The sequence below is a fragment of the Methylosinus sp. PW1 genome (assembly GCF_000745215.1).
GTDB lineage: Bacteria > Pseudomonadota > Alphaproteobacteria > Rhizobiales > Beijerinckiaceae > Methylosinus.
In genome coordinates, this window is sequence record NZ_JQNK01000001.1 from 1 (window position 1) to 19,543 (window position 19,543).

15 protein-coding genes and 6 pseudogenes are annotated in these 19,543 nt (G+C 57.5%); 7 read left to right on the forward strand and 14 right to left on the reverse strand.

From position 1 onward, the window contains the following. Positions 1–682, forward strand: a pseudogene (gene istB, locus K369_RS00005) (IS21-like element helper ATPase IstB); the annotation flags it as partial. Between the two features lie 505 nt (positions 683–1,187). After that, positions 1,188–1,352, forward strand: a pseudogene (locus K369_RS25880) (IS110 family transposase); the annotation flags it as partial. Between the two features lie 273 nt (positions 1,353–1,625). Here K369_RS25880 and K369_RS00010 read toward each other — a convergent pair. Further along, positions 1,626–2,414: an IS110 family transposase gene (locus K369_RS00010; protein ID WP_036286211.1), complete on the reverse strand. Its 789-nt coding sequence runs from the start codon at positions 2,412–2,414 to the stop codon at positions 1,626–1,628. 168 nt (positions 2,415–2,582) lie between these two features. Continuing rightward, complete coding sequence (locus tag K369_RS00015) at positions 2,583–3,290, reverse strand: hypothetical protein (protein WP_156967605.1); 708 nt, start codon at positions 3,288–3,290, stop codon at positions 2,583–2,585. A 313-nt stretch (positions 3,291–3,603) separates the two neighbouring features. Between K369_RS00015 and K369_RS00020 the strand changes: the two genes are divergently transcribed. The 3 genes from K369_RS00020 to K369_RS00030 all read left to right on the forward strand — a co-directional run bounded on the left by K369_RS00020 (position 3,604) and on the right by K369_RS00030 (position 6,126). Beyond that, positions 3,604–4,035 (forward strand): transposase, encoded by a 432-nt coding sequence (locus tag K369_RS00020; RefSeq protein ID WP_051948581.1) that lies wholly within the window; start codon positions 3,604–3,606, stop codon positions 4,033–4,035. Positions 4,036–4,137: 102 nt separating this feature from the next. Then, positions 4,138–4,998, forward strand: a complete 861-nt coding sequence (locus tag K369_RS00025) for a site-specific integrase (RefSeq protein WP_036286082.1) — start codon at positions 4,138–4,140, stop codon at positions 4,996–4,998. A 9-nt stretch (positions 4,999–5,007) separates the two neighbouring features. Continuing rightward, a complete protein-coding gene (locus K369_RS00030; RefSeq protein WP_036286085.1) occupies positions 5,008–6,126 on the forward strand; it encodes an IS91 family transposase in 1,119 nt (372 codons plus the stop codon). Between the two features lie 286 nt (positions 6,127–6,412). Here K369_RS00030 and K369_RS24295 read toward each other — a convergent pair whose 3' ends face one another. Further along, a complete protein-coding gene (locus K369_RS24295) occupies positions 6,413–6,763 on the reverse strand; it encodes a transposase (protein ID WP_051948584.1) in 351 nt (116 codons plus the stop codon). Between the two features lie 85 nt (positions 6,764–6,848). Between K369_RS24295 and K369_RS27410 the strand changes: the two are divergent. Beyond that, a pseudogene (locus tag K369_RS27410) lies at positions 6,849–7,040 on the forward strand (ATP-binding protein); the annotation flags it as partial. Between the two features lie 105 nt (positions 7,041–7,145). Here K369_RS27410 and K369_RS28055 read toward each other — a convergent pair. The 8 genes and pseudogenes from K369_RS28055 to K369_RS00075 form a co-directional block, all read right to left on the reverse strand. Next, positions 7,146–7,352, reverse strand: a pseudogene (locus tag K369_RS28055) (transposase); the annotation flags it as partial. A gap of 512 nt (positions 7,353–7,864) precedes the next feature. After that, positions 7,865–8,215 carry a hypothetical protein gene (locus K369_RS00045; RefSeq protein WP_036286090.1) on the reverse strand — a complete coding sequence of 117 codons (351 nt, stop codon included), beginning with the start codon at positions 8,213–8,215 and terminating at the stop codon, positions 7,865–7,867. Positions 8,216–8,347: 132 nt separating this feature from the next. Then, positions 8,348–9,010, reverse strand: a complete 663-nt coding sequence (locus K369_RS25885; protein ID WP_156967606.1) for a hypothetical protein — start codon at positions 9,008–9,010, stop codon at positions 8,348–8,350. Between the two features lie 253 nt (positions 9,011–9,263). After that, positions 9,264–10,079, reverse strand: coding sequence for a hypothetical protein (locus K369_RS00050; protein WP_036286092.1), 816 nt, complete (start codon positions 10,077–10,079; stop codon positions 9,264–9,266). Positions 10,080–10,392: 313 nt separating this feature from the next. Continuing rightward, positions 10,393–11,277 (reverse strand): methyltransferase domain-containing protein, encoded by an 885-nt coding sequence (locus K369_RS00055; RefSeq protein WP_036286094.1) that lies wholly within the window; start codon positions 11,275–11,277, stop codon positions 10,393–10,395. Positions 11,278–11,338: 61 nt separating this feature from the next. Next, the gene (locus tag K369_RS25055; RefSeq protein WP_084570355.1) at positions 11,339–13,765 is read right to left on the reverse strand and encodes a glycosyltransferase; all 2,427 of its coding nucleotides are present in this window, start codon (positions 13,763–13,765) and stop codon (positions 11,339–11,341) included. Continuing rightward, complete coding sequence (locus K369_RS00070; protein ID WP_198032974.1) at positions 13,762–14,592, reverse strand: hypothetical protein; 831 nt, start codon at positions 14,590–14,592, stop codon at positions 13,762–13,764. Before K369_RS00070 ends, K369_RS25055 begins: the two co-directional genes overlap by 4 nt. Positions 14,593–14,603: 11 nt before the next feature. Further along, positions 14,604–15,617 carry a polysaccharide pyruvyl transferase family protein gene (locus K369_RS00075; protein WP_156967607.1) on the reverse strand — a complete coding sequence of 338 codons (1,014 nt, stop codon included), beginning with the start codon at positions 15,615–15,617 and terminating at the stop codon, positions 14,604–14,606. Between the two features lie 254 nt (positions 15,618–15,871). On the opposite strand from K369_RS00075, the gene K369_RS00080 reads away from it, so the two are divergent. Next, entirely contained in the window at positions 15,872–16,126 is a 255-nt protein-coding gene (locus tag K369_RS00080) for a hypothetical protein (RefSeq protein ID WP_156967608.1), read from the forward strand. Positions 16,127–16,159: 33 nt separating this feature from the next. On the opposite strand, the pseudogene K369_RS28060 reads toward K369_RS00080, so the two are convergent. The 3 genes and pseudogenes from K369_RS28060 to ltrA all read right to left on the reverse strand — a co-directional run bounded on the left by K369_RS28060 (position 16,160) and on the right by ltrA (position 19,273). Further along, a pseudogene (locus K369_RS28060) lies at positions 16,160–17,277 on the reverse strand (ISAs1 family transposase). Between the two features lie 69 nt (positions 17,278–17,346). Then, positions 17,347–17,949, reverse strand: a pseudogene (locus tag K369_RS00095) (transposase); the annotation flags it as partial. Positions 17,950–18,028: 79 nt separating this feature from the next. Then, the gene (ltrA, locus tag K369_RS00100) at positions 18,029–19,273 is read right to left on the reverse strand and encodes a group II intron reverse transcriptase/maturase (protein ID WP_036286114.1); all 1,245 of its coding nucleotides are present in this window, start codon (positions 19,271–19,273) and stop codon (positions 18,029–18,031) included. Between the last annotated feature and the right edge of the window lie 270 nt (positions 19,274–19,543).

Here is a 19,543-nt window from a genome sequence, read left to right on the forward strand (position 1 = left end):
TCGGCATGAGGAACGCCTATGACGAGGTGATGTCGAGTGGCATAAAGAGGCAGCATGAGCCGCCACGCATCGTCGGCGATCTTCTCGAGGCGGAAATCGCCGAAAAGCACGCGCGCTCCATCAAATATCAGATGACGATCGCCAAATTGCCGCTGGCGAAGGACTTCGACGGCTTCCAGTTCAACGGTACGCCGATCAATGAAGGGTTGGTGCGATCTCTCGAACGGCGGCTTCCTCGACCAACAACGTAATTGTGTTTTCGTCGGTGGAACCGGTACGGGGAAGAGCCATCTTTCGATAGCGATTGCAAGAAATTGCATTCGCGCTGGAAAACGCGCCGCTTCTTCAACACCGTCGAACTCGTCACCAGGCTCGAGACCGAAGCGCGAGGAGGTCGTCAGGGACGCTTCGCGGAATATCTCACGAGAATGGACTTCAATCATACTCCGACGAGCTCGGCTACTTGCCCTTCGCGCAATCTGGCGGACAATTGCTCTTCCATCTGATCAGCCGGCTCTACGAACGCACCTCTATCATCATCACTACCAATCTCGCATTCGGCGAATGGCCGAGCGTGTTCGGCGACGCGAAAATGACCAGCGCGCTGCTCGATCGCCTCACCCACCATTGCGACATCGTCGAGACCGGCAACGAAAGCTGGCGCTTCAAGAACCGCGCCTGACGCTTCCCGATCACATCGCGAACCGAAACGCACTCGCCCCGGCTGCGCAACCCCGCCAGCTCCGCCGGGCGAGCGCTCGCGTTCCGCCCTACGCCAAAAGGGGGTCAATTTTGAACGCCGATCGGGGGTCAATTTTCGATGCCGATTGACAATCGCCGGCGCGATCGGCGTCGGCGGCGCTGCAGAAAACGGATCCCGGGTGTCAGGAGCCATCTTGGCTTGAGAATATCCGAATCCGAATCCAAAAAGCCATCGAACGTGATAATATTGACCAATAATATTCTCACGTTTGACGGCTTCCCACGTCGCTTTGGCCGGAAAACTGGGCCGTGTCGTGCGTCGCCGTTCGCAATTCTATAGAAATGTTGGAACAGCAAATTCTCAAATTAGCTGGCTTCGGCAAGCGATATTATCGAATTAAATGGATATTCTCAAGCATCATGGCTTTAGTTAACTCGTTGATTTCCCTTAAAACGTATTCTCACGCCAAAATGGCTCCTGACACCGTGAGATCGCATGGAAGGCGCAGGTCCGCTTGTGCGGGCGATACCGTCGCATGCTGGCGCGCGGCAAGAAGGCGCCGATCGTGATCACCGCCATCGCGCGCGAGCTCGTCGGCTTCATGTGGGCGATCGCGCGACAAGTCGAACCGAAGACCATCGGCGCGTAACGCGTACACAAGGACATCGAGGCAGCGGCCAGGGCGTCGGCGCCGGTCAAGGGATCCTCCGTCAAGTTTAGGAGCGGCACGACCGATCTCCGCGGGTCGGACCGAGGCCCCCCTACGACGAAAGCTCCGTATGCGGTATCCAACCCGCGAATGAGAAACGGCTCAACCGTCGAAATCACGCCGGCGTCCTGACCTCTGCCTCGCCGAATATGTTCACCCTCGCCTCATAGGAGTGCGGGGTGGATCGCGCACGCAGATTCCGCTTGAAAAAGGTCATAAGATCTTGTTAGCCAATGCGACGACCGCCACCATGCGCGGCTCGCGCCCGAGAATGCGGCCCAGCCAATGGTCGGGCAGCACGCCCTTGCGGACAATCCAGCGGATCCGGCTCATGGTGCCGACAATCAGCAGCTTTCGAATGTTATGTTGCAGCATTTTGCTGACTGAGCCCAACCGCGTTTTTCCGCCGGCCGAATGCTGGCGCGGCACGAGGCCGAGCCAGGCGGCGAAATTCCTGCCGCTGAAAAAAGCGCGCAGATCGAGCGCGAAGGCGAGGACCGCGCCCGTCGTGATGGGACCGACGCCGGGAACCGTGCATAGACGGTGCATCTCGACGGTCCCGAACTCCGCCAGGTGCCCGCGCAGCGAATTTATCAATTGCGTTCGCTGTCTGAAGAAACACTGATGCGTCCGTAGGGCGACTGCCCGCGCCTGATACTCAGCACTCTTGACCGCCACGCAATGCATATTCGGTCGCAGAGCCGCCTCGGCGATGGCCGCTGCATCTGCGGCATCGTTCTTCTGGCGCTTGACGAAGGGCTTCACGTAAATTGGAGGGATGAGGCGCAACTCATGGCCGAGGCCTTGCGCTACGCGACCCCAATAATGGCTCGTGTCGCAGGCTTCCATCGCGACGATGCGGGGCGTCTGCCCAGGCAAGAGCTGCTCAAGTTTCGAACGCGAAACTGTGCGAACGAATAGAACCACCCCGCCGCGAGCTATTCCGCAGACCTGAAAGCTGCGCTTCGCCAAATCAATCGCCGAGACATGGACCTCCGCCATAATGACCTCCTTCGTCGCGCCTCCCATCCGGGCGCCCTCCGACTTCATACGACGCCGGCCGAAGGGGGCATCCACCCCACCAGTTCACCTCCTTGTATTCAGTGGATTTTCACCACCTTCGCCTTGCTCATCTTGCCCGGCGCTCCAACGATCTTCACCGCCACCATATCAGCGAGCGGATAGACGGTACGCTGCCTCATAAGCCTGAAGTCCCCACTGTGTGCGCCACAACGTCTGCATCGTCTTGACGTCAACGAGAGCCGCGTAAATCTCTCTCTTCGAGAACGGAGCTCGGCGCGCCAAAGCCAAGCGCCAGAAAGGTCCGCTCCCCTCCAGCTTGCACGCCTCTATCAAGCCTTTGACTGATGGGCCGGCGACCTCAAGCTCGGCCGCAAGTTGCTCGATCACGCTGCGCGGCGACAGCGACTTGCCGATCATGTGTTCCAGCAAGCGCGCCACCTGCTCGATTTGGGGCAATTTGCCGGCGAGCCGGTCATACGTGGCGACGATGAAGGGGAGCGGACCGAGCTCGGGCCATTGATCCGGATCGATCTGAATCGCGTGAATGAGCCCGAATTTTGCCCAAGCCTCCGAACTGTCAAGGTCACGTCGGGAGAGAAGTAAATCAACAATGGCGGTAAAAGGGAGAGACTCGATATTCATCGACTGCCAATATCTCTGCGCCTGCTCGTCAGGCGGGCAGCCGAATACCGCAAAATGGGCAGCGGTGAATGGCTCATACGTGGACGAAGCGACCACTTCCTCTCTCTTCACGACCGCCGCCTCAGGCTTTGCCTGCGCGCCCGAAGATACAGAACGGCTCCCGTACGAACGAGACCAATTCTCCAGTGGCGTTGCCGTGCCGCTTGCGCTCATTTCGTAATCTTCCCATATACCGAGTGGCCACCCCGTTTCACCTACAAAGCCCGTCCTCGTCGACCACAAAGCGCCCGACGTTGGATATGCTCAGCCCCGTCGACGTGAGCGACTATGAAAATATTGCTGGCCCAACCCTCCATAACTTGCCAAATAGCAAGTTGAATGCAAACGTCTTTAGTCGAACGCATCGTATTTGTCAACGGAGCCTTATGCATAATTCCGGTCTTATGTAGCAACCGCCACCGCCGCTTGACATCGGTCGCGATCTCGCCAAGAGTGTTCTTGTTATGTTCTATCTGGCGAAGGCGCCATGGCTCAGCATTTCCTCCTGTCCGCCGCCGCGCGATCTCTCAGCATCGGCAAGGTCATGCGCATGTCCGACCGCGGCGCCGCGAATGTTTTCGCGCGGCTGCGCTGGGCGACGACCGATGGCAAGCCCGTATGTCCGAACTGCGGCTGCACGGCCTGCTATGACTGTCGGCGCGGCGCTCATCTGCGCTGGCGATGCCAGGCCTGCGGCAGCGACTTTTCCCTGACCTCGGGCACGCTGTTCTCTTCGCATAAGCTGCCACTGAAAGCCTATCTCTTGTCGATCGTCTTGTTCTGCAACGAGGTGAAGGGCAAGAGCATGCTCGCCCTGTCCCGAGATCTGGGCGTTCAATATAAGACGGCCTTCGTGCTGGCGCACAAGCTCCGGGAAGCCATGGCCGCGAGCCTGCGCGGCTTGAAAATTGCGTATTGAACGAACCCGCTACGCGGGAGGGGCGGCGAGATCGGTGAAGTGAAGCTTCCTGTCTGAGAGGATGTGATTGCCACATCACCCCTCTCGAGACAGGAGCCCCAGATGGCTGCCACGAGCCCTCTTCGTCAGCGCATGACCGAAGACATGACGATCCGCAATCTCTCGCCGGCGACGCAGCAATCCTACCTCTATGCGGTAGCGCGTTTCAGCCGACATTTCGAGTGTTCGCCGGACCTGCTCGGCACGGAGCACGTCCGCGCCTATCAGCTACATCTGGTCACCCAAAAATATTCCTGGACGCACATCAACCAGGTCGCCTGCGCACTGCGGTTTTTCTACGGCGTCACGCTCGGTCAAAAGGACGCCTTGGAGCGGATCGTCTTCGGCCGCGAGCCGGAGAAGCTGACGCCGGTCCTCGCGCCGGAAGAAGTCGCGCAGTTTCTGGAAGCAGTCGTCGGACTGCGCAACCGCGTCGCTTTGACGACGGCATATGCGGCCGGGCTGCGGGTCGGCGAGGTCGCGCGTCTGAAGGTCGCCGCGATCGACAGCCGGCGAATGCTGATCCTCGTCGAAAACGGTAAGGGCGGCAGAGACCGTTACGCCATGCTGTCGCCGGCGCTCCTCGAGATTCTGCGCGCCTATTGGCGACGCACGCGCCCCGGCCTCTGGCTGTTTCCTGGCCAGGAGCCGAGCGAACCCGTCAGCCGCGGCGCCCTGCAGGACGCCTGCCGGATGGCGCGTCGCCGGGCCCGACTCGGAAAGCCCGTGACGCCGCATATGCTGCGACACAGCTTCGCCACCCATCTTCTGGAGAGCGGGGTCGACATTCGCGTCATCCAGGTTCTGCTGGGTCACGCCGATCTGTCCTCGACGTCGCGCTACACACGCGTCGCCGCTGATCTCATCGCCGCCACGCCGAGCCCCTTCGACCGTCTCTCGCTCAGGGTGATGCCGCCCGAATAGTCGGCGCGCATGCGCCAAAAGATCGAGGTCGCGGATATTTTCCGCCGCTATGGCGCCGCGTTTCGCGCGGCGCAAGGCGTCCGACTGTCTATCGACCAGCGCCGCGCGATGGCGGCCATCGAGGCGTGCCGAACGGCGGCGCTCGGCGGGCATGTCGAGCAGTGCGAGGACTGTGGAGAAGTTCGCGTCTCTTATAATAGCTGCCGCAATCGACATTGCCCCAAGTGCCAAGGGCTCGCGCGTGCGCAGTGGCTCGCCGATCGTCGCGCCGAGCTCCTGCCGGTTCCGTATTTTCACGTCGTCTTCACCGTGCCGGCGCCGATCGCTGCGATCGCTCTCCAGAACAAGGCCCTCGTCTACGATATTCTGTTCAAGGCGGCGTCCGAGACGATCCGCGTCATCGCCGCCGATCCGAGGCATCTCGGCGCCGAGACCGGCATGATCGCCGTCCTGCACACCTGGGGGCAGACTCTCACGCATCATCCGCATGTCCATTGCATCGTGCCGGGCGGCGGTCTCGGGCCGGATGGACGCTGGGTCGCCTGCCGACCCGGCTTCTTCCTGCCCGTGCCTGGCACACCTCCCTTCGTCACGCCGACACCCCCGCGATTCTCATCCAGATTGACGCTGGACTCTCACCTTGTTTGGCGCGCGGCAGCCAAGCGCCCGTTCGGCGGCGCGCGACAGGTCCTCGACTATCTCGGCCGCTACACGCATCGTGTCGCAATCGCCAATGGCCGGCTGCTGGCCTGCGACGACGGCGTCGTGCGCTTTCGGTGGAAAGATTATCGCGCCAACGACAAATCCAAGGCGATGACCCTCGACGCCGACGAGTTCATGCGCCGCTTCCTCCTGCACGTCTTGCCCAAGGGCTTTCGGCGTATTCGTCATTTCGGCTTTCTCGCCAACACCCGCCGCGCCCAGAAGCTCGCCCATATCCGCGCCGCTCTCGATATTGCCGATCCGCCGCCGAGCGTCGAACCCGCCGATTATCGCGAACGCTACGCCATGCTCACCGGCAAGAGGATCGACATCTGCCCCTGTTGCGGCGGCCGCATGGTCGATCTCGGCCCTTGGCCGCGTCCTTCGACGCCACGCCACTCGACGCCAAGATGCGACACCTCATGAGGCCAATGGATCGCCCCCCGTTCTTATTCGCCGACTTCGACGGACACACTCCTGCGCCGAACGGGAGCGATCGGCGCAGCGCGCATTTCACCGCCGCCATCCATAGATCGCGAGCGCAACGCCGATCGCAGATCCCCGCGAAGCTACGGCGTCATCGAGCATCGGCGCCCTTTCGGCCGTTCGCTGCTCGAACGCCGCGGCTGTTCCCATCTCCGATGGCGCCGTCGAAATCCCGCCTGGCGCATCGAGCGCCCATAGATCGTGGCTAACGCCACCGCGGCTTCGTTCAATCCGGCTTCAAATAGGTTCCGCGGTCGAGCAGCTGCATGACTCGTGACGCGGAACCTATTTGAACCCTCAAGTATTCCAACGCGGGCATTGGCGCTGGCATCGGAGATGCGATCGTCACGGGAACGAAGGTCGGCTCGTCTCGCGTGTCGACTTCGCTCGATATCAATGGCGCCGCCGAAAGCGCTCTTCGCCACCGATAGACAAGACTCGGGTCGACGCCGGCCGCCCGCGCGATCTCCACGACGTTCGCCCCCGGAGCCGCGGCCGCCATGGCCAATCGCTCCTTCTCAGCGAGAGAGTGCTTGCGACGTCGCTCGACCGACGTGATGATCTCGATGCGATCCATGGCTCTCTGTGACTAACCTGTGGCTAGTCACAGTGTCTTATCCGACGCGCTGATTCGTAAGGCGGCCGCCGCCGGACGAATACAGTGGACGAGCATATTCGGCAATCAGCGTCTGACCGGCGCGCTGCTCGATCGCCTCACCCACCATGTCCACATCCTCGAGATGAACGGGGAGAGCTACAGGCTCCGACAATCGAAGGCGCGAAGACGCGTCACCCCCACGCCGATCGACGAGGCGAGCGTCGACGCCGACACGGGCGAAATCCTTCCCTCGTAGGGCCTCCGAGAAATTTTCGCCGCCGACATGCAAAAGGGCCCGATCGGGCCCTTTTGCATGTCGGCGATCCCGCCCCACTGGCCTGATTTTGCGCCGCCCCGCCGGCCGGAAATCTCTCCGCCGTTGACATAGCTGCTGCGGCGTCAATCCATGCCGGCGAGCGATATGCGAAACGATCGCCCCCGGCGCCAGCGTCTCTTCGACAATGCGCGCCTTCTCCTCGTGCGACCAGGCTCGCCGTTGCCCAGTCCCCGTGATCAACTCCAGCCGCCGAATGGCTTTCGGTTCGAGCTTATCATCATGCGTATGCACAAGCCGATCTCCTTATCAGAGACCAAAGCCTCGCAAATAACGCGAAAAATCGGAATGTGGGGTCAAAGCTACGCTTACAGTGGACACGATCCCCGCGCCACGCGCGCGACTATCGCCAACGTCGGCACCGATCGCCAGACGGCCCTCGGCGGAGCCTTACGACCTATCGACAATTATCTGGGTGGAACCTACCTCCACTGGTGATACGCGCCATCGGGGCGCACTGAATGGAGAAAGCTACAGGGAGCGCTCCGCAGCCCGCAGAGCCGAAAGCGAGGAACCGCCGTCCTCGGCTTGAGCTTGCCATAGAAACACGTCGCCTCACTCCCGGTAATCGCCGGCGGTCGAAGCGCCAGCGACAATTACCCTCACAAGGACCCAAAACAGCCAGCGTCAATTAATGTAATTGTCGCAACAATACCCTCTTTCCAAACGACAACTACACAGATAGCGTCCTGATCGCTACTCGACGCTTGGCAGACATGGCCTGTCTAATTGTCGGTAAGCGGCCTTCATAATTGTTGCTGTGCATTCACGACGATTGTGGCGCCTATCTTCAGTTTGTCGAGCTGGCTGCCGCGCCGGCGCAATGAGCGCTTCTTGCCGCCGCCGCTCTCCGCCGCCTTCGCATCTGTCGACTTATCCATGCCGGACGGCTTGAACGGAGGACGCGGCGGCAGGCCTTTGAGCCGTGCAAGCTCGTCCTTGGTCGCCTGATGCTCGATCCGAAGCTGCGCCAACGCCCCGCCGAGCTTCTCATTCTCCGCTCGCAACCGCGTCACTTCGCCGATGAGATCGCGCACCACGCCGATCAGTTCGGCTTGTGTCAGGCGTTCGAGCGAATCAGGCGGCGCCGCGGTCATCCGCAGCTTGAATCACATTTTTCAGATTGCGACACCCCCTCCCGCCCGGAAATTTGCCCCGGTTACGGGGTCGCAAAGCCAAGCCGTTGTTTGCTCCGGTATATTTTTATGGCCTCCACGCCGATTGGGGGGTCAATGTGACGCGCCGAATAACAGCTTCGGCTCCAGCTCCGATGTATCATCTGTCGCCAGCGTCCTGTGGAGTAGCCATATACGCTGCAAATCATCGACCCATCGGCTCTGAGAGATTGTCCAACCGGTCTTATGAAATATTCCTTCGATACTGGCCGTATCAAAATCATTGACCCATGCGTTTGCGCGCCTGTTTTGCGGTGCAGCTGGGGCATCGGTTACACAATAACTCACGACGGTCGTTTGGTATTGCGCGCCTATAAGTGCCATAAAGTTGGTTGGCGTATGGATATATTCAATGAGTCCAAGACATGCAGCGGCGATTGCTGGCGTTGGTGGTGGTGCTTCTAGGTTGAAATCGCATACAACCGTACGGTGATCGCGGGCGACGACGTCCACGGGGATGTATTTTTGCTTGGGTTTCAAATAACGCTCAAGGGTCATAGTGGCACAGCCTAAATCGGCGACGCTGCATTCATCGGCCAACCATACTGCTGCCATTGCCGCACGAGCAGACCACGGTTCCGCTTCGGCGGCAGTCAGAGCTGCCCAGCGCTCCATAACCGTTCGGTTTTCGTCGATCGCTTCCTTGGTAATAGCGGTGCGTTCCGCTTCCGAGCGGTCATAAAACGGGATTGAATTATGCTTTGTCGGTTTCGTCATCGTGTTAGTCCTTCACTTTCACGCTCGGGAGAAGGTTCTATCTAGGAATATATTCCAACTATAGACTTAAAAATATAGCGCACATAAAAAGAATGCGTGTAACATTGTCGGTTGAAGCTCGTCAAAACGTTGGGTTTAGGAAGCAAATCTAAGTAGCTGGTATTTTGTACCTTCTGGCAAAAAGAAAGCCAGTATCGAGCGAGAAAAACATCGAGATGCCGGCGTCGAAAAATTGGTCGGTATAGCTCGACTTCTACTCCGGCCCGAGACCTTGGGGCAAATTTCTGAAGTTCAACGGGGCACCATCGCCACTGAATAGGCCATAACCTCGCTCGCGGTTCGACTCTTCCTCGAAGGAATTCCAAATGACGACTGATTCGATTCGTGGGAGGAAGGGCTGAATCTGACCCGCAAATTTTGAAAACTTTTCTGCGGGCACGTCGGTAAGTTTGAACCCCACTTCGCCGAAGATCACGCGATCGCACACTGTCAATAGCCTTTGGATAATTTGGGAAAACAGGGGCGACTTCAGAGCCTCATAGGCCGAGTAGGAGCAAAGAGGAAGAGTGCCGCCCGCGCTCAGTATTTCAAGCGCCGTTTTATAGTGATCGCACGCCTTTGCAGGGTTGCATTGTTGCGCGAACATGCTGACGTTATTGATTTCCGGGACCACCGTTATATCCAAGCCCGTGTGTCGACTGCGAGCCGCGCTAACGGCCTCTTGGCGCAGTCGGCTCCACTCCCTGTAAGCTTGAATTCGATCGTACAGGTTTACGCTAGCTTCGCAAGCGCCTCGCTCCTGCGGTGAGGTCGCAAACGACCAGGCATGCCCACAGTAAATGCGATTGTCGGCCTCCCAGTTCAGCACGAAGATTTGAAAGTGGTCACGCGCTTTAAATCTTTCAGCTAAGTAGTCGAAGGCTTGATTGTATTCTTCAACCAGGGCGTTCCGACGCTGCACAAGACGGGTGGCATTTACATTTAGACCCTCATCCAGGACGTCCTCGATGGTAATGTATAGCCCAGTCAGCCTTTCGTCATCAAAAACTCGATCGTCGAGGTACTGCATTAGATAACATTTGAGTGTCGTTCTATTTTGGGGGCATTCGTCCGTAACCCCGTATTCGGATGCCGCGCGGGCGCCTATCGTAAAACGTATGCGTCGGAATCCTTTATCCAACAAGAACGAAACCGAGTCCCTAAATCGCTCGTGCCTTGATCCGCCGTTCAATAGCCCTCCCCAAAGATAAGGAACAACTTCAACTATAGGAGCGCGGGGCACCCGGGTTGAACTCCAAGTATCATTGGCACTCAGTATCGTTAAAGCCAAAAATGCGAGCAAATTCGCCGCTAGGGTTAAGGCGCCCATCATTAACCTCGCTCTAGAAATAGATCTCCGCTGGGTATCTTTCCTTCACGGGACCAGCCTTTTCGGCAATCACCAAGATATTGTCCCCGCGATACTCAACCGGCATCTTGAGTGCAGAGAGGAGATCGATTATCTCCGGCATAGGCGCTTCGAACAAATCCTCGGACCACATCTTCCGGACCGAGAATCCACCCGCGTTGACGATCGCCTTTATCTGATGTGGCGCATACTCTACGTTATGGCGGTAGAGCGTCGCTGCCTTGGAGTATTTCATGAAAAAATGAGGCGCATAGCCGTGTAGTATTTTATAAACATTGCGAGCGCTTGTCGAATTAGGGGTTGTCATGAAAAGGACGCCATTAGGCTTGAGAATGCGGTTTATCTCCGCGATCATATACATGGGATCCTTTTCCATATGTTCAATGACCTCAAAGCAGATAACAAGGTCATACGACTCGTCATGAACTGAAATAGGCTCCTCTTCAAGGTTAACGTTGTAGCTCGTCCATTCCCTGATCTTCCAATCTCCTGGTATTTTCCGGCTCTGGCTTTTCTCACCAGGTTGCCCAAAATCAGTGAAGTCGACGCGCCCAAATTTGAACATGTCCTTCAATACAAAGGGGAATACAAAACTCGTACCCAATTCTAGAGCGGCGCCGTTCTTTCCGTCGGTGAGCCACTTGCCGTGCGGCATATGGCGTACGCAGTGAAAATACCTTCTCGCGTGTCCCCGCAGATACTCGTTCTCCAATATCTTGCGGCTGCTCAGGATCTGAAAGACAGATTCGTTATAGTCTTCATTCGGAATCGGCGCCAGTCCCGGCGCAATCGTGACGGTCGCGGCAGGTGTGGTCTGCTGCCGAGAAGACTGTTGTTCTGAGTCGAATAGATGAGTCATGTGTTAAACCCTCGGGAGGCCAGCAATGTTCGGCCGCAGGTACCGGCGAACGTATAGTCTTTCAACCAACAGAGGCTTCGTCAGCGGCAGCCGTTGCTGTTCGCTGGGTCGCTACCATCGAGACTGGCTTAGCTGGAACTATCGTGATTTGGTCGACGTCATCAGCCCCCGAAATTGGATCAGCGGTGTCCTCCTCGGCACGTTGCGCTCTGATCGCGATCTCCTTTAGGTAGACGCCTAGCCAGCGCCCGTCATCAGAGCCCGACTGCAGTTGGGGATTGTACCCTCTGGCTAGGCGAAAACCGATACGGATTTCTGTGCATTCTCGACTTCGAAGCGGAGCTTTGAGCGTGTGCGAACCGGGAGCCAGGATAGCGGTCGCGATGCAGGTTTCATCATCGAAGATACTCACAGTCTGACTAGACTTGTCTGCGATTGCGAGAGATACTTCAAGATCGACACTTATTTTGTTATCCCACGCGGCTCTGAACATCACAGCTGCGTTTCTCGATCGGGACCATACGCCGTTCTCTTCTACCGGATGCCAGCCACCCCCTTCCAGCACACTGTTGAGAATGGGATTTGAAATCTGGAACTGTACGGTTGAATCGATTTCAAGCTCCACTAATCGGCTCTTGGAAAACAGAATCTGCCTCTCCGCCCAGTCCCGGATGCCATCCATCAGCGGGTCCGCCCCAAAGTTCATGATGTATTCGAATGAAGTCGCAAATTCGATAAAGTGCAACGCTAGGCTGGGTCGTTCGTGGTCCGACCCAAGCGCATTGACGACTGCTTCTCGCTCCTCGAGGCTGCATATGCGCCCGAGGACGGCTCCGTATAAGGCAGCGGCTTGGGTGTATACATCGCAATACGTCAATAACTCCCAAAATCTCACATCGTTAATGCGTGAGACTCTGGTGCCGACTGCGACGGGGTCAGCTTGTGAAAAAAAACGCAGCTGCGAAACGACCCGATGTAGGTGTAGTCGTCCCATACTCGCAAGTGTCCGGGCGATCTCAGGTTTTGACGAGGCGCGTAGATCAAACGGAATCAAAACCCGTACAACGTATTCGATCAAGTCTGCGTCTGACCATTCTAAGAATGGTTCGGGGGAGAATACATAGGGATCGAGATCGAGGTTTTTGATGATTCGCCTCGATTTGCGTAGATTTGTGCGCCATTGAGCTCGCTCGAGGGACAATGGCATATTGCCGAGCAGGGTGGCTCTCAGCGGATCCAAATATGCTGCCCGCGCCGCCAGTTCTTCTCGATGCTGCAGCAAGAACGAAATGAGACGATTCGCGTATTCATCACTACCGCGTGTCCTGACCCACTTGAGTCCTGCTTCGCCGACGTTGATCCTGTAACCGCGATCTTCCAGGATTTGCTCCAGAGCAGTCCTCACAGCACCGATGCCATCTTTTCGGTCAACGTGTCTGACAGCGCCCTCCGGCACTTCTCCATAGCAGCCACCCTTATAGCAGATGACAGGCTTGCCGGCGTTCAGCTGTTCAACAAGCGACCCCGACGCACCCTCGGTGTTCGGCCAGCGGAGGTTGACGAAAGCGTCTGCAGCTTCCTTGATTGCCAACAGACGAGTGTCGGAGACGTTGAGTTCGAAGGAAATGTTGTTGTGAAGGCCCGCGGCATCGACCATAAGCTTAAGTTGATCGATATATTCGTGGCCTGAGGTGGCTCCAGCAACGACTAGTCTGGCGCTTTCACGAAGTATCTTCGACGAAAACATTGCTTCGACAACCGTCTCAATGCACTTGGCTCTGGAGATATGTCCAAAGATCACGAACGTGCATCCTGTCTGGGATGCCGTTCGGCTTTTCCAAGCCGCGATCTGAGACGCGGAAAGACTAGGTTTTTGATCCCACGGCAAGAACAATCTTAAGATGGGGCCGTCAAAAAAAGATTGGACCAGCCCTTCCAGAAACTCGGAATGCACGACCACCGCAGACGCCAAGTTGCAGATCGGTTCTAGCAGCGGAAATTCGGTGACGTAATCCGTGTCCCAGGGACCATAAAATGCTCGCTCTCGGGATGAGATTCCGGAGCTAATCGCTGCATTGAAACCTCGAGACCCATAAAGATCGCGCAGAAGCCTGGCGTAGCTTTGCCTGCCGCAATTCCGTTCGAATATTCGCCAGGCAAAAAGATGCTGGTAGGTGTAATCATGAAGTATCGCAACTCCTGCATGACGGCGCATCAGCTCGAAAATGCGGCCGTGACTTTCCGAATTATTACCGATGTTATAGATGACAGCGTCCAGACCCGTCATCAGCTCGGCGAATTCGCCTTTCTCGGACAGGGGCACTGTCCGTAAAGTCGTCCCGTATCGGGCACCATTTTCATTAACGAACAAAGTCACGTCAACGTCCGGCCTCGCGACGTGGGTAAGAAGATTCCGGCTGAATGCCGAAACATCCGATGCGGCACTGAATGGCGTGACCCATCCAAGTTTGAGTTGACTTTCGCTCATGAGAATGCCGCCCCAGTAATTTTTGCCCAGCCGAGCCTCGCAAACTGCTTTATATTTGCTCCGCTGGCGAGTTTGGCGCTGAGCACGAAGTCCGTGGAAATTCTGGCAACTTCAGCCACGCATTGCTGACTGTCATCCGCCAGGATCCCGCTGTGCCGATCACTCACGAGGATCGCTTCGCCGATCAGGTCTTCGTGACAGCTGAGTTTGTGCATGACCTGGACCACCGCCAGATCGCCCGCCCAAAGATCAACGAGGCGGTATCCTGTGGGTAAAGTTCTAGACCAGCCGACGAGAACAGCAGCGCTGAAACTGCAATCTCGGAGTTCCTGCTGCTGGCCACTGCAGGGGTCGACCTGTGTGCTGCCAATTGATCGCTGCGCAAGCAAATGCTGTATTTCCCTGCCCTCCTGCGTCCAGCCTGGCGCCACCACGACCAGTATGTCTTTCGCCGATGCCCGCGCTTGGAACTTCGCAATCGGCGGGCGTTCGAAATGTCGCGCAGGAATGCGCGGAAAATAAGTTTGTGAAGCTGTCAGAGCATCGACACCGACTGCGATGATGTCGTCACACTCCACGATGGCGTCGAACAAGCGGACGGCACCGGGATGTTCCACGCCTTCGGCAAAAGGGTCATCGATCAGCACGCACCGTTTCATCGAGCCTTTTTGTAAAAGCGTAATTGTTTTGCCGAGTGCGACTTCGACAACGTCGTCTCTGGTAATGTATTCATGCCGATCGAGCACGGTTTCAAGCTGCGTAAATTCAATCCGCATCGCCACGCTGCTGGCTGTAGCTTTGAGTGACTTATGAAAGTCGCGTTGCATGCACTCAATCATCATTGCTGTCCGCTGTGTGTCACCAAAAAGTGCCGAAAGCTCTGTCCTGCCTGGCTCGCCTCCGCCTCTAATCGCTGCGCAACAGATTGAATCCTTTGGGAAGCATCGGAGGAGAGCGCCGCATCCAATGCATTCAGGAAAGAAGATGCGTGCAAGCTAAACCTCGGGACATGCAGGGATGATAACCCGTTCTCGACGCAAAAGCGCTCGTTTTTCATTCCCATACCAATGCTAATGAACGGCCGCCCCATCATGACGGAATATATCATTCCGTGAAACTTCGTTGTGATTGTAAACTCGCTTGATCCAATCACGCCTGCTATAGCCGACATTGAAGGCTCCGCTTCAATTATTCTCACACGTGAGCGATCCCCCTTGATTGCCGAATATAGCTGGCAGCAATAACCTAGGTCGTAATCATTGTAGTCGAATGACATCGGAACGAGCACTACCTCGTAGCCGCGTTTTAGCAAGATATCAATAATTGACGCTAGCTGTAATTTAAAAAAATTAGAATACATGGACAGCGCAGCGTCGTTGGTTAGTAGCGCGTGCTGATCGAGGTTTGCCGAAGGGCAAACCGTTACTTTCTTCGTTCCTTGCTCGGGAGCGAATGCTTGCCGCCGGAGCTGGTCTCCCAGCTGGAAAACAATGTCAGGTGTGTAATTAACGTCGAGACCGCGCTTGCGCAACGTGTCTACGTCGCTGCGGTTACGAAACCAGGCGCCAATAATTCTATCCTTCAGAGATGCAGCGTAGCTTACATCTTCGTCGCCATCTAATCCTGCACCGTAGACGAAAAAACGTGCGTCTGATGGTAAGTGCTCAAGGTAATACGGTCTCAGCACGTCACCCGCGCCGAGAACGATTACGTCGCCTGAGGCATAATTATTCGGCAGATTGCCGTGCGACCAGTTTATTGAATGTTCAGGCAATAGGGCTCTAAGCACGAGTTTGAACGCCTCGTCGCCGCTATTCCTTCGACCGTACCATCCCATAACCTGAATACGCACATCGCGCCTCTTTATCGATCTGATCCGTTGCGTGTTTGTGGCTCTCTTGACCCCTATAGCGTTAACTCCGGGCGTGAGTGGAACCGCCGTGGATGTTCGTCTAGATACGCCCGAAGAGGGGGATATCGCAATAGGGCTGACGCAGGTCAACAGACCTTATGGGGGCGAGCGACGGCCGAGACGGGGTAGGCTTCGGTTTGTCGTTCGAACCGAAAGGAACCCCGAAGATGCGCCCGTTTGTGGATCAAGCGCCTGTGGCCGCCGCTCTGGATTACGATAACACGCTGATCGGAGCATTGGAGCTGAGCTCGAAGAAATGGGTTTTCGCGGTCCAAGTCCCGGGCTCGCGCAAGCACACGAAATATACGGTCGAGCCGAACGGGCCGGCTCTGGCGGCGCTGCTCGAGACGTTGAAGGCGCGCAGCGCCGCGGCCGGCAAGCCGCGGAGCGTGTCAACGATTTTGAGACAGCGGGATTTGGAATTTAAGCTTGGAGTTCTTGTGTTTTGAGCGGTGGATTGATCCAGCAGGGCTGTGCAGTTCTTAACGAGCCCCTGCCATTTCGAGGGCAGCTCGGATATTGAGAGCGGCGCGCCATCTGGCGTTCTTGATGTTGTCGCAACCATCGGCGCGCAGGAGATTATAGGCGAAGGAGCGGAGCCGCGCGACGATGTCCGGGTTCTTGCGAATGCGCGAAGCGTCCTCCGCGAACGCCACGTCGCGCACATAGTGGCTGCCGTTCTCGATGCGCCAATGGCCTCTGATCCATTCGTTCCAACGCTCGGGCGTCGGGCCGGTCGCCGAGGACACCCAATAGACGGTCTCGATCGTCTGCTTCAAAAGACCGGTCGCCGGATCGCGGCGGTAGATTGTGCGCTCCAGCCGCAGCACGGTCTTTATGAGCGGCTCCCACGCCGTATGGCGGAACCACGCCTTCGCTGGAAAGACAGAAAGCTTTCGCGTCTCCCAGCGGTTGCGGCCTTTCGACTGGCTCGTCGCAGAGCCGCTCGGCTTGCGGCCCGCCGCGCCGAGTTCGAGCCGGCGACGCAGGCCCGGTTGATTGTCCTTCACCTGCGTCAGCAGGTGATTGCCGGACGCGATCACGCGTTCGAACAGTTTTTTTGGCAGTGTTCTGCGTCGAGCGTGAACAGGCAGCGCTTCAATCCCAGCGCTTCGATCAGCTCCGGAGCGGTGGGAATCTCATTGCTCTTTTCGGCGACCATCACATGCGCGAGCACGATCCGATCGGCGTGTCGCAGCGCCGACATCATGTGCGCGGCCTTCCGGTCGCTGAACGCATCGAAGCTGCCGCGCAGAGTCTTCCCGTCGACGGCGATCGCCGTCAGCCCCTGCACGGCGGGCGGCGCCGGCATGCTCGCGGCATGACGTCGAAACGCCGCCTCCAACGCTGCCGGATCGACGCCTTGCAGGATCAGCCGCAGACCGGTGTAGGATGGCGTGTAGGGCAGCTTCAGGCCGAAGGCGTCGTTCAATCGCAGACGATGCGCGCGAATGAACTCATGCATCTGCCGATAAGAATTGGCGCCGCCGACCATGGCGATGATCGCGTAGAGCAGCACCGTCGAAAGATCGAACCGCTTGCCTTCTCGGCGACGATGATCCGGAATGTCCCGCAAAATCTCCAGAAGCGACACCTGCATGCGACAACCTCCGATTCGGGTTGTCGCCTATAGATTCACACATCCGTCGCGACGGGAATCGCCCGTCCGCTATAAAGTATAGAGAACTGAACGGCCCTGATTGATCCAGGCGGCGGTTGGCTTTCGGGGTGGGCTCGGCGGTATTCTGACGAAACGTTCGGGATTGGCCTCGAAGGCGCGATCGAGGATTTTCTGGCGGGCGTCATAGATTTCTTCGGCTTGGCCGAAATGAACCTGATTCGGAGTCATCAATCCGATGCCAGCGTGGTGATGGTCGCGATTGTACCAAGTGAAGAAGTGGCGAACGAATGTCTTCGCATCCTCGACGCAGCCGAAGCGCTTTGGGAACTGCGGCTGGTATTTCAGTGTCTTGAAGCAGCTTTCGGAGAATGGATTGTCGTTCGATGTATAGGGTCGGCTATGCGATTTGGTGACGCCGAGATCGGCGAGCAGCAGGGCGGTGGCCTTGGCTTTCATCGGTCCGCCGCGATCGGCATGCAGAGTGAGCTGGCCGGGCTCCACGCCGTGCTTTTCGACAGCGTCGTTGAACAGAGGTTTGAACAGCGCGGCGGTTTCCGCGTCGGCGATGTGCCAGCCGACGACGCGACGGCTGAAGATATCGAGGATCACATAGAGGTAGAAGTAGGTCCATTTGACCGGCCCCATCAGCTTCGGGTGAGTAGGCCGAGGGAGTTCCACCCTCGGCCCCTCGCAGAACCGGACAGGATCCTCTCGAATCATCCGGCTCCCATCATCCGGCCGCTGGAACAAATCCCAATCTCCAATGGACGAAGGCGCGCGGGAACTGTTGCGCCAATCGCCCGAGGGCGCGCCTCGCTCGCATCTTATGTCGAGCGAGGCTTTTGTATTTGCGCATCAGCCAACGCGTCAGATAGGCGTTGACATGTTTCCAGATCGTCGACATCGCCGACCCATGAAAGCGGCCATAATATTGCTGCCACCCCGTGAGGATCGGATCGAACATGGCCGAAAGATCGGCCAGTCCTTTGTCGCACTTCAATTGCAGATGCCAACCCCGAATCGTCTGCCGCATGGCCTTGCACGCCGCGCGGCTGACTGCCGGGGAAAAGTTCACATAGACCCGGCCATATTTGTCCACCGCTTTGCGCGGCCGGAACGTATAACCGAGAAAGGTGAACTCTATCGAGGGGTGATCCTGTCGACGATTGATATCCTTGCAATACACGATATGCGTCTTGCTCGGATGCAGTTCGAGTCCGCATTCACGGAAGCGTTCATCGATCCGTTGCAGGACGAACTGCGCCTGCGCTCGGCTCTTGCAATGAATAATCGCATCGTCGGCGTATCGGCAAAACCGAACGCTCCGCAGATGGCGATCCACCCATTGGTCGAAGGCATAGTGCAGGAACAAGTTCGCCAACAGCGGCGAAACGACTCCGCCTTGCGGCGTGCCTTTATCTCGCGCTCGGATCTCGCCATCCGTGGTCTGCATCGGCGCTTTCAGCCAGCGTTCCACATACAACAAGATCCAAGGCGTCTGGCAGTGCTTCCGCAACGCCCGCATCAGGAGTTCGTGATCGATGTTGTCGAACAGACCTTTGATGTCAAACTCGACAACCCAATCATAATCCCAACACCGGCGTCGGGCGATGGCGATCGCGTCATGTGCCGACCGCTCCGGTCGATAGCCGTAGGAATCGGCATGGAACAGAGGATCGAGCTGTGGCTCGAGCCACAGCTTCACGACCGTCTGCGCCACCCGATCGGCTATCGTCGGCACGCCCAGCACGCGAACGCCGCCTGTCTTCTTCGGAATCGGAACGGCTCTGACCGGCGGCGGAAAATAGCTGCCGGAGCACATTCTATTCCAAAGCTTGAACAGCTTGTCGCCCAAGCGTTCCTCGAACTTTTCGATCGTCTCGTGGTCGACCCCAGGGGCTCCGCCCTTGTCTTTCACACGTTGATACGCCTCCCATACGAGAGCCTTGGGAATGTCGAATGACTTGGGCTTCATGCGTGGCTCCTCCCGCTCACACGGTTGGCCACACCTTGGCCCTGGATGACGCCGCCCCTTTGCTCCGCCGCCATTACAGCGGCTTCATCGCTACTACAGGCGGCTCCGTCCCTTGACGGCGCATCGCTACTATCGGCCTCGCCTTGCGGGCTTGCGCCTTTCGCTTTCCATCGCCGTCGAAGGTTCCCGCAGTTCAACGTGAGAGCCCGAAACAGGCTGGCGCTGCCTCTATGCCGGACACCGTCTGGACCGTAAGCAGGTATCGTCCAG

Coding starts and splice junctions, on each gene's coding strand:
- K369_RS00025 (WP_036286082.1), top strand. CDS start 4,138: ATGGCTGCCACGAGCCCTCTTCGTCAGCGCATGACCGAAGACATGACG.
- K369_RS25055 (WP_084570355.1), bottom strand. CDS start 13,765: ATGAGCGAAAGTCAACTCAAACTTGGATGGGTCACGCCATTCAGTGCC.
- K369_RS25885 (WP_156967606.1), bottom strand. CDS start 9,010: ATGACGAAACCGACAAAGCATAATTCAATCCCGTTTTATGACCGCTCG.
- K369_RS24295 (WP_051948584.1), bottom strand. CDS start 6,763: ATGGATCGCATCGAGATCATCACGTCGGTCGAGCGACGTCGCAAGCAC.
- ltrA (WP_036286114.1), bottom strand. CDS start 19,273: ATGAAGCCCAAGTCATTCGACATTCCCAAGGCTCTCGTATGGGAGGCG.
- K369_RS00070 (WP_198032974.1), bottom strand. CDS start 14,592: ATGCAACGCGACTTTCATAAGTCACTCAAAGCTACAGCCAGCAGCGTG.
- K369_RS00050 (WP_036286092.1), bottom strand. CDS start 10,079: ATGCAGTACCTCGACGATCGAGTTTTTGATGACGAAAGGCTGACTGGG.
- K369_RS00055 (WP_036286094.1), bottom strand. CDS start 11,277: ATGACTCATCTATTCGACTCAGAACAACAGTCTTCTCGGCAGCAGACC.
- K369_RS00045 (WP_036286090.1), bottom strand. CDS start 8,215: ATGACCGCGGCGCCGCCTGATTCGCTCGAACGCCTGACACAAGCCGAA.
- K369_RS00020 (WP_051948581.1), top strand. CDS start 3,604: ATGGCTCAGCATTTCCTCCTGTCCGCCGCCGCGCGATCTCTCAGCATC.
- K369_RS00030 (WP_036286085.1), top strand. CDS start 5,008: ATGCGCCAAAAGATCGAGGTCGCGGATATTTTCCGCCGCTATGGCGCC.
- K369_RS00015 (WP_156967605.1), bottom strand. CDS start 3,290: ATGAGCGCAAGCGGCACGGCAACGCCACTGGAGAATTGGTCTCGTTCG.
- K369_RS00010 (WP_036286211.1), bottom strand. CDS start 2,414: ATGGCGGAGGTCCATGTCTCGGCGATTGATTTGGCGAAGCGCAGCTTT.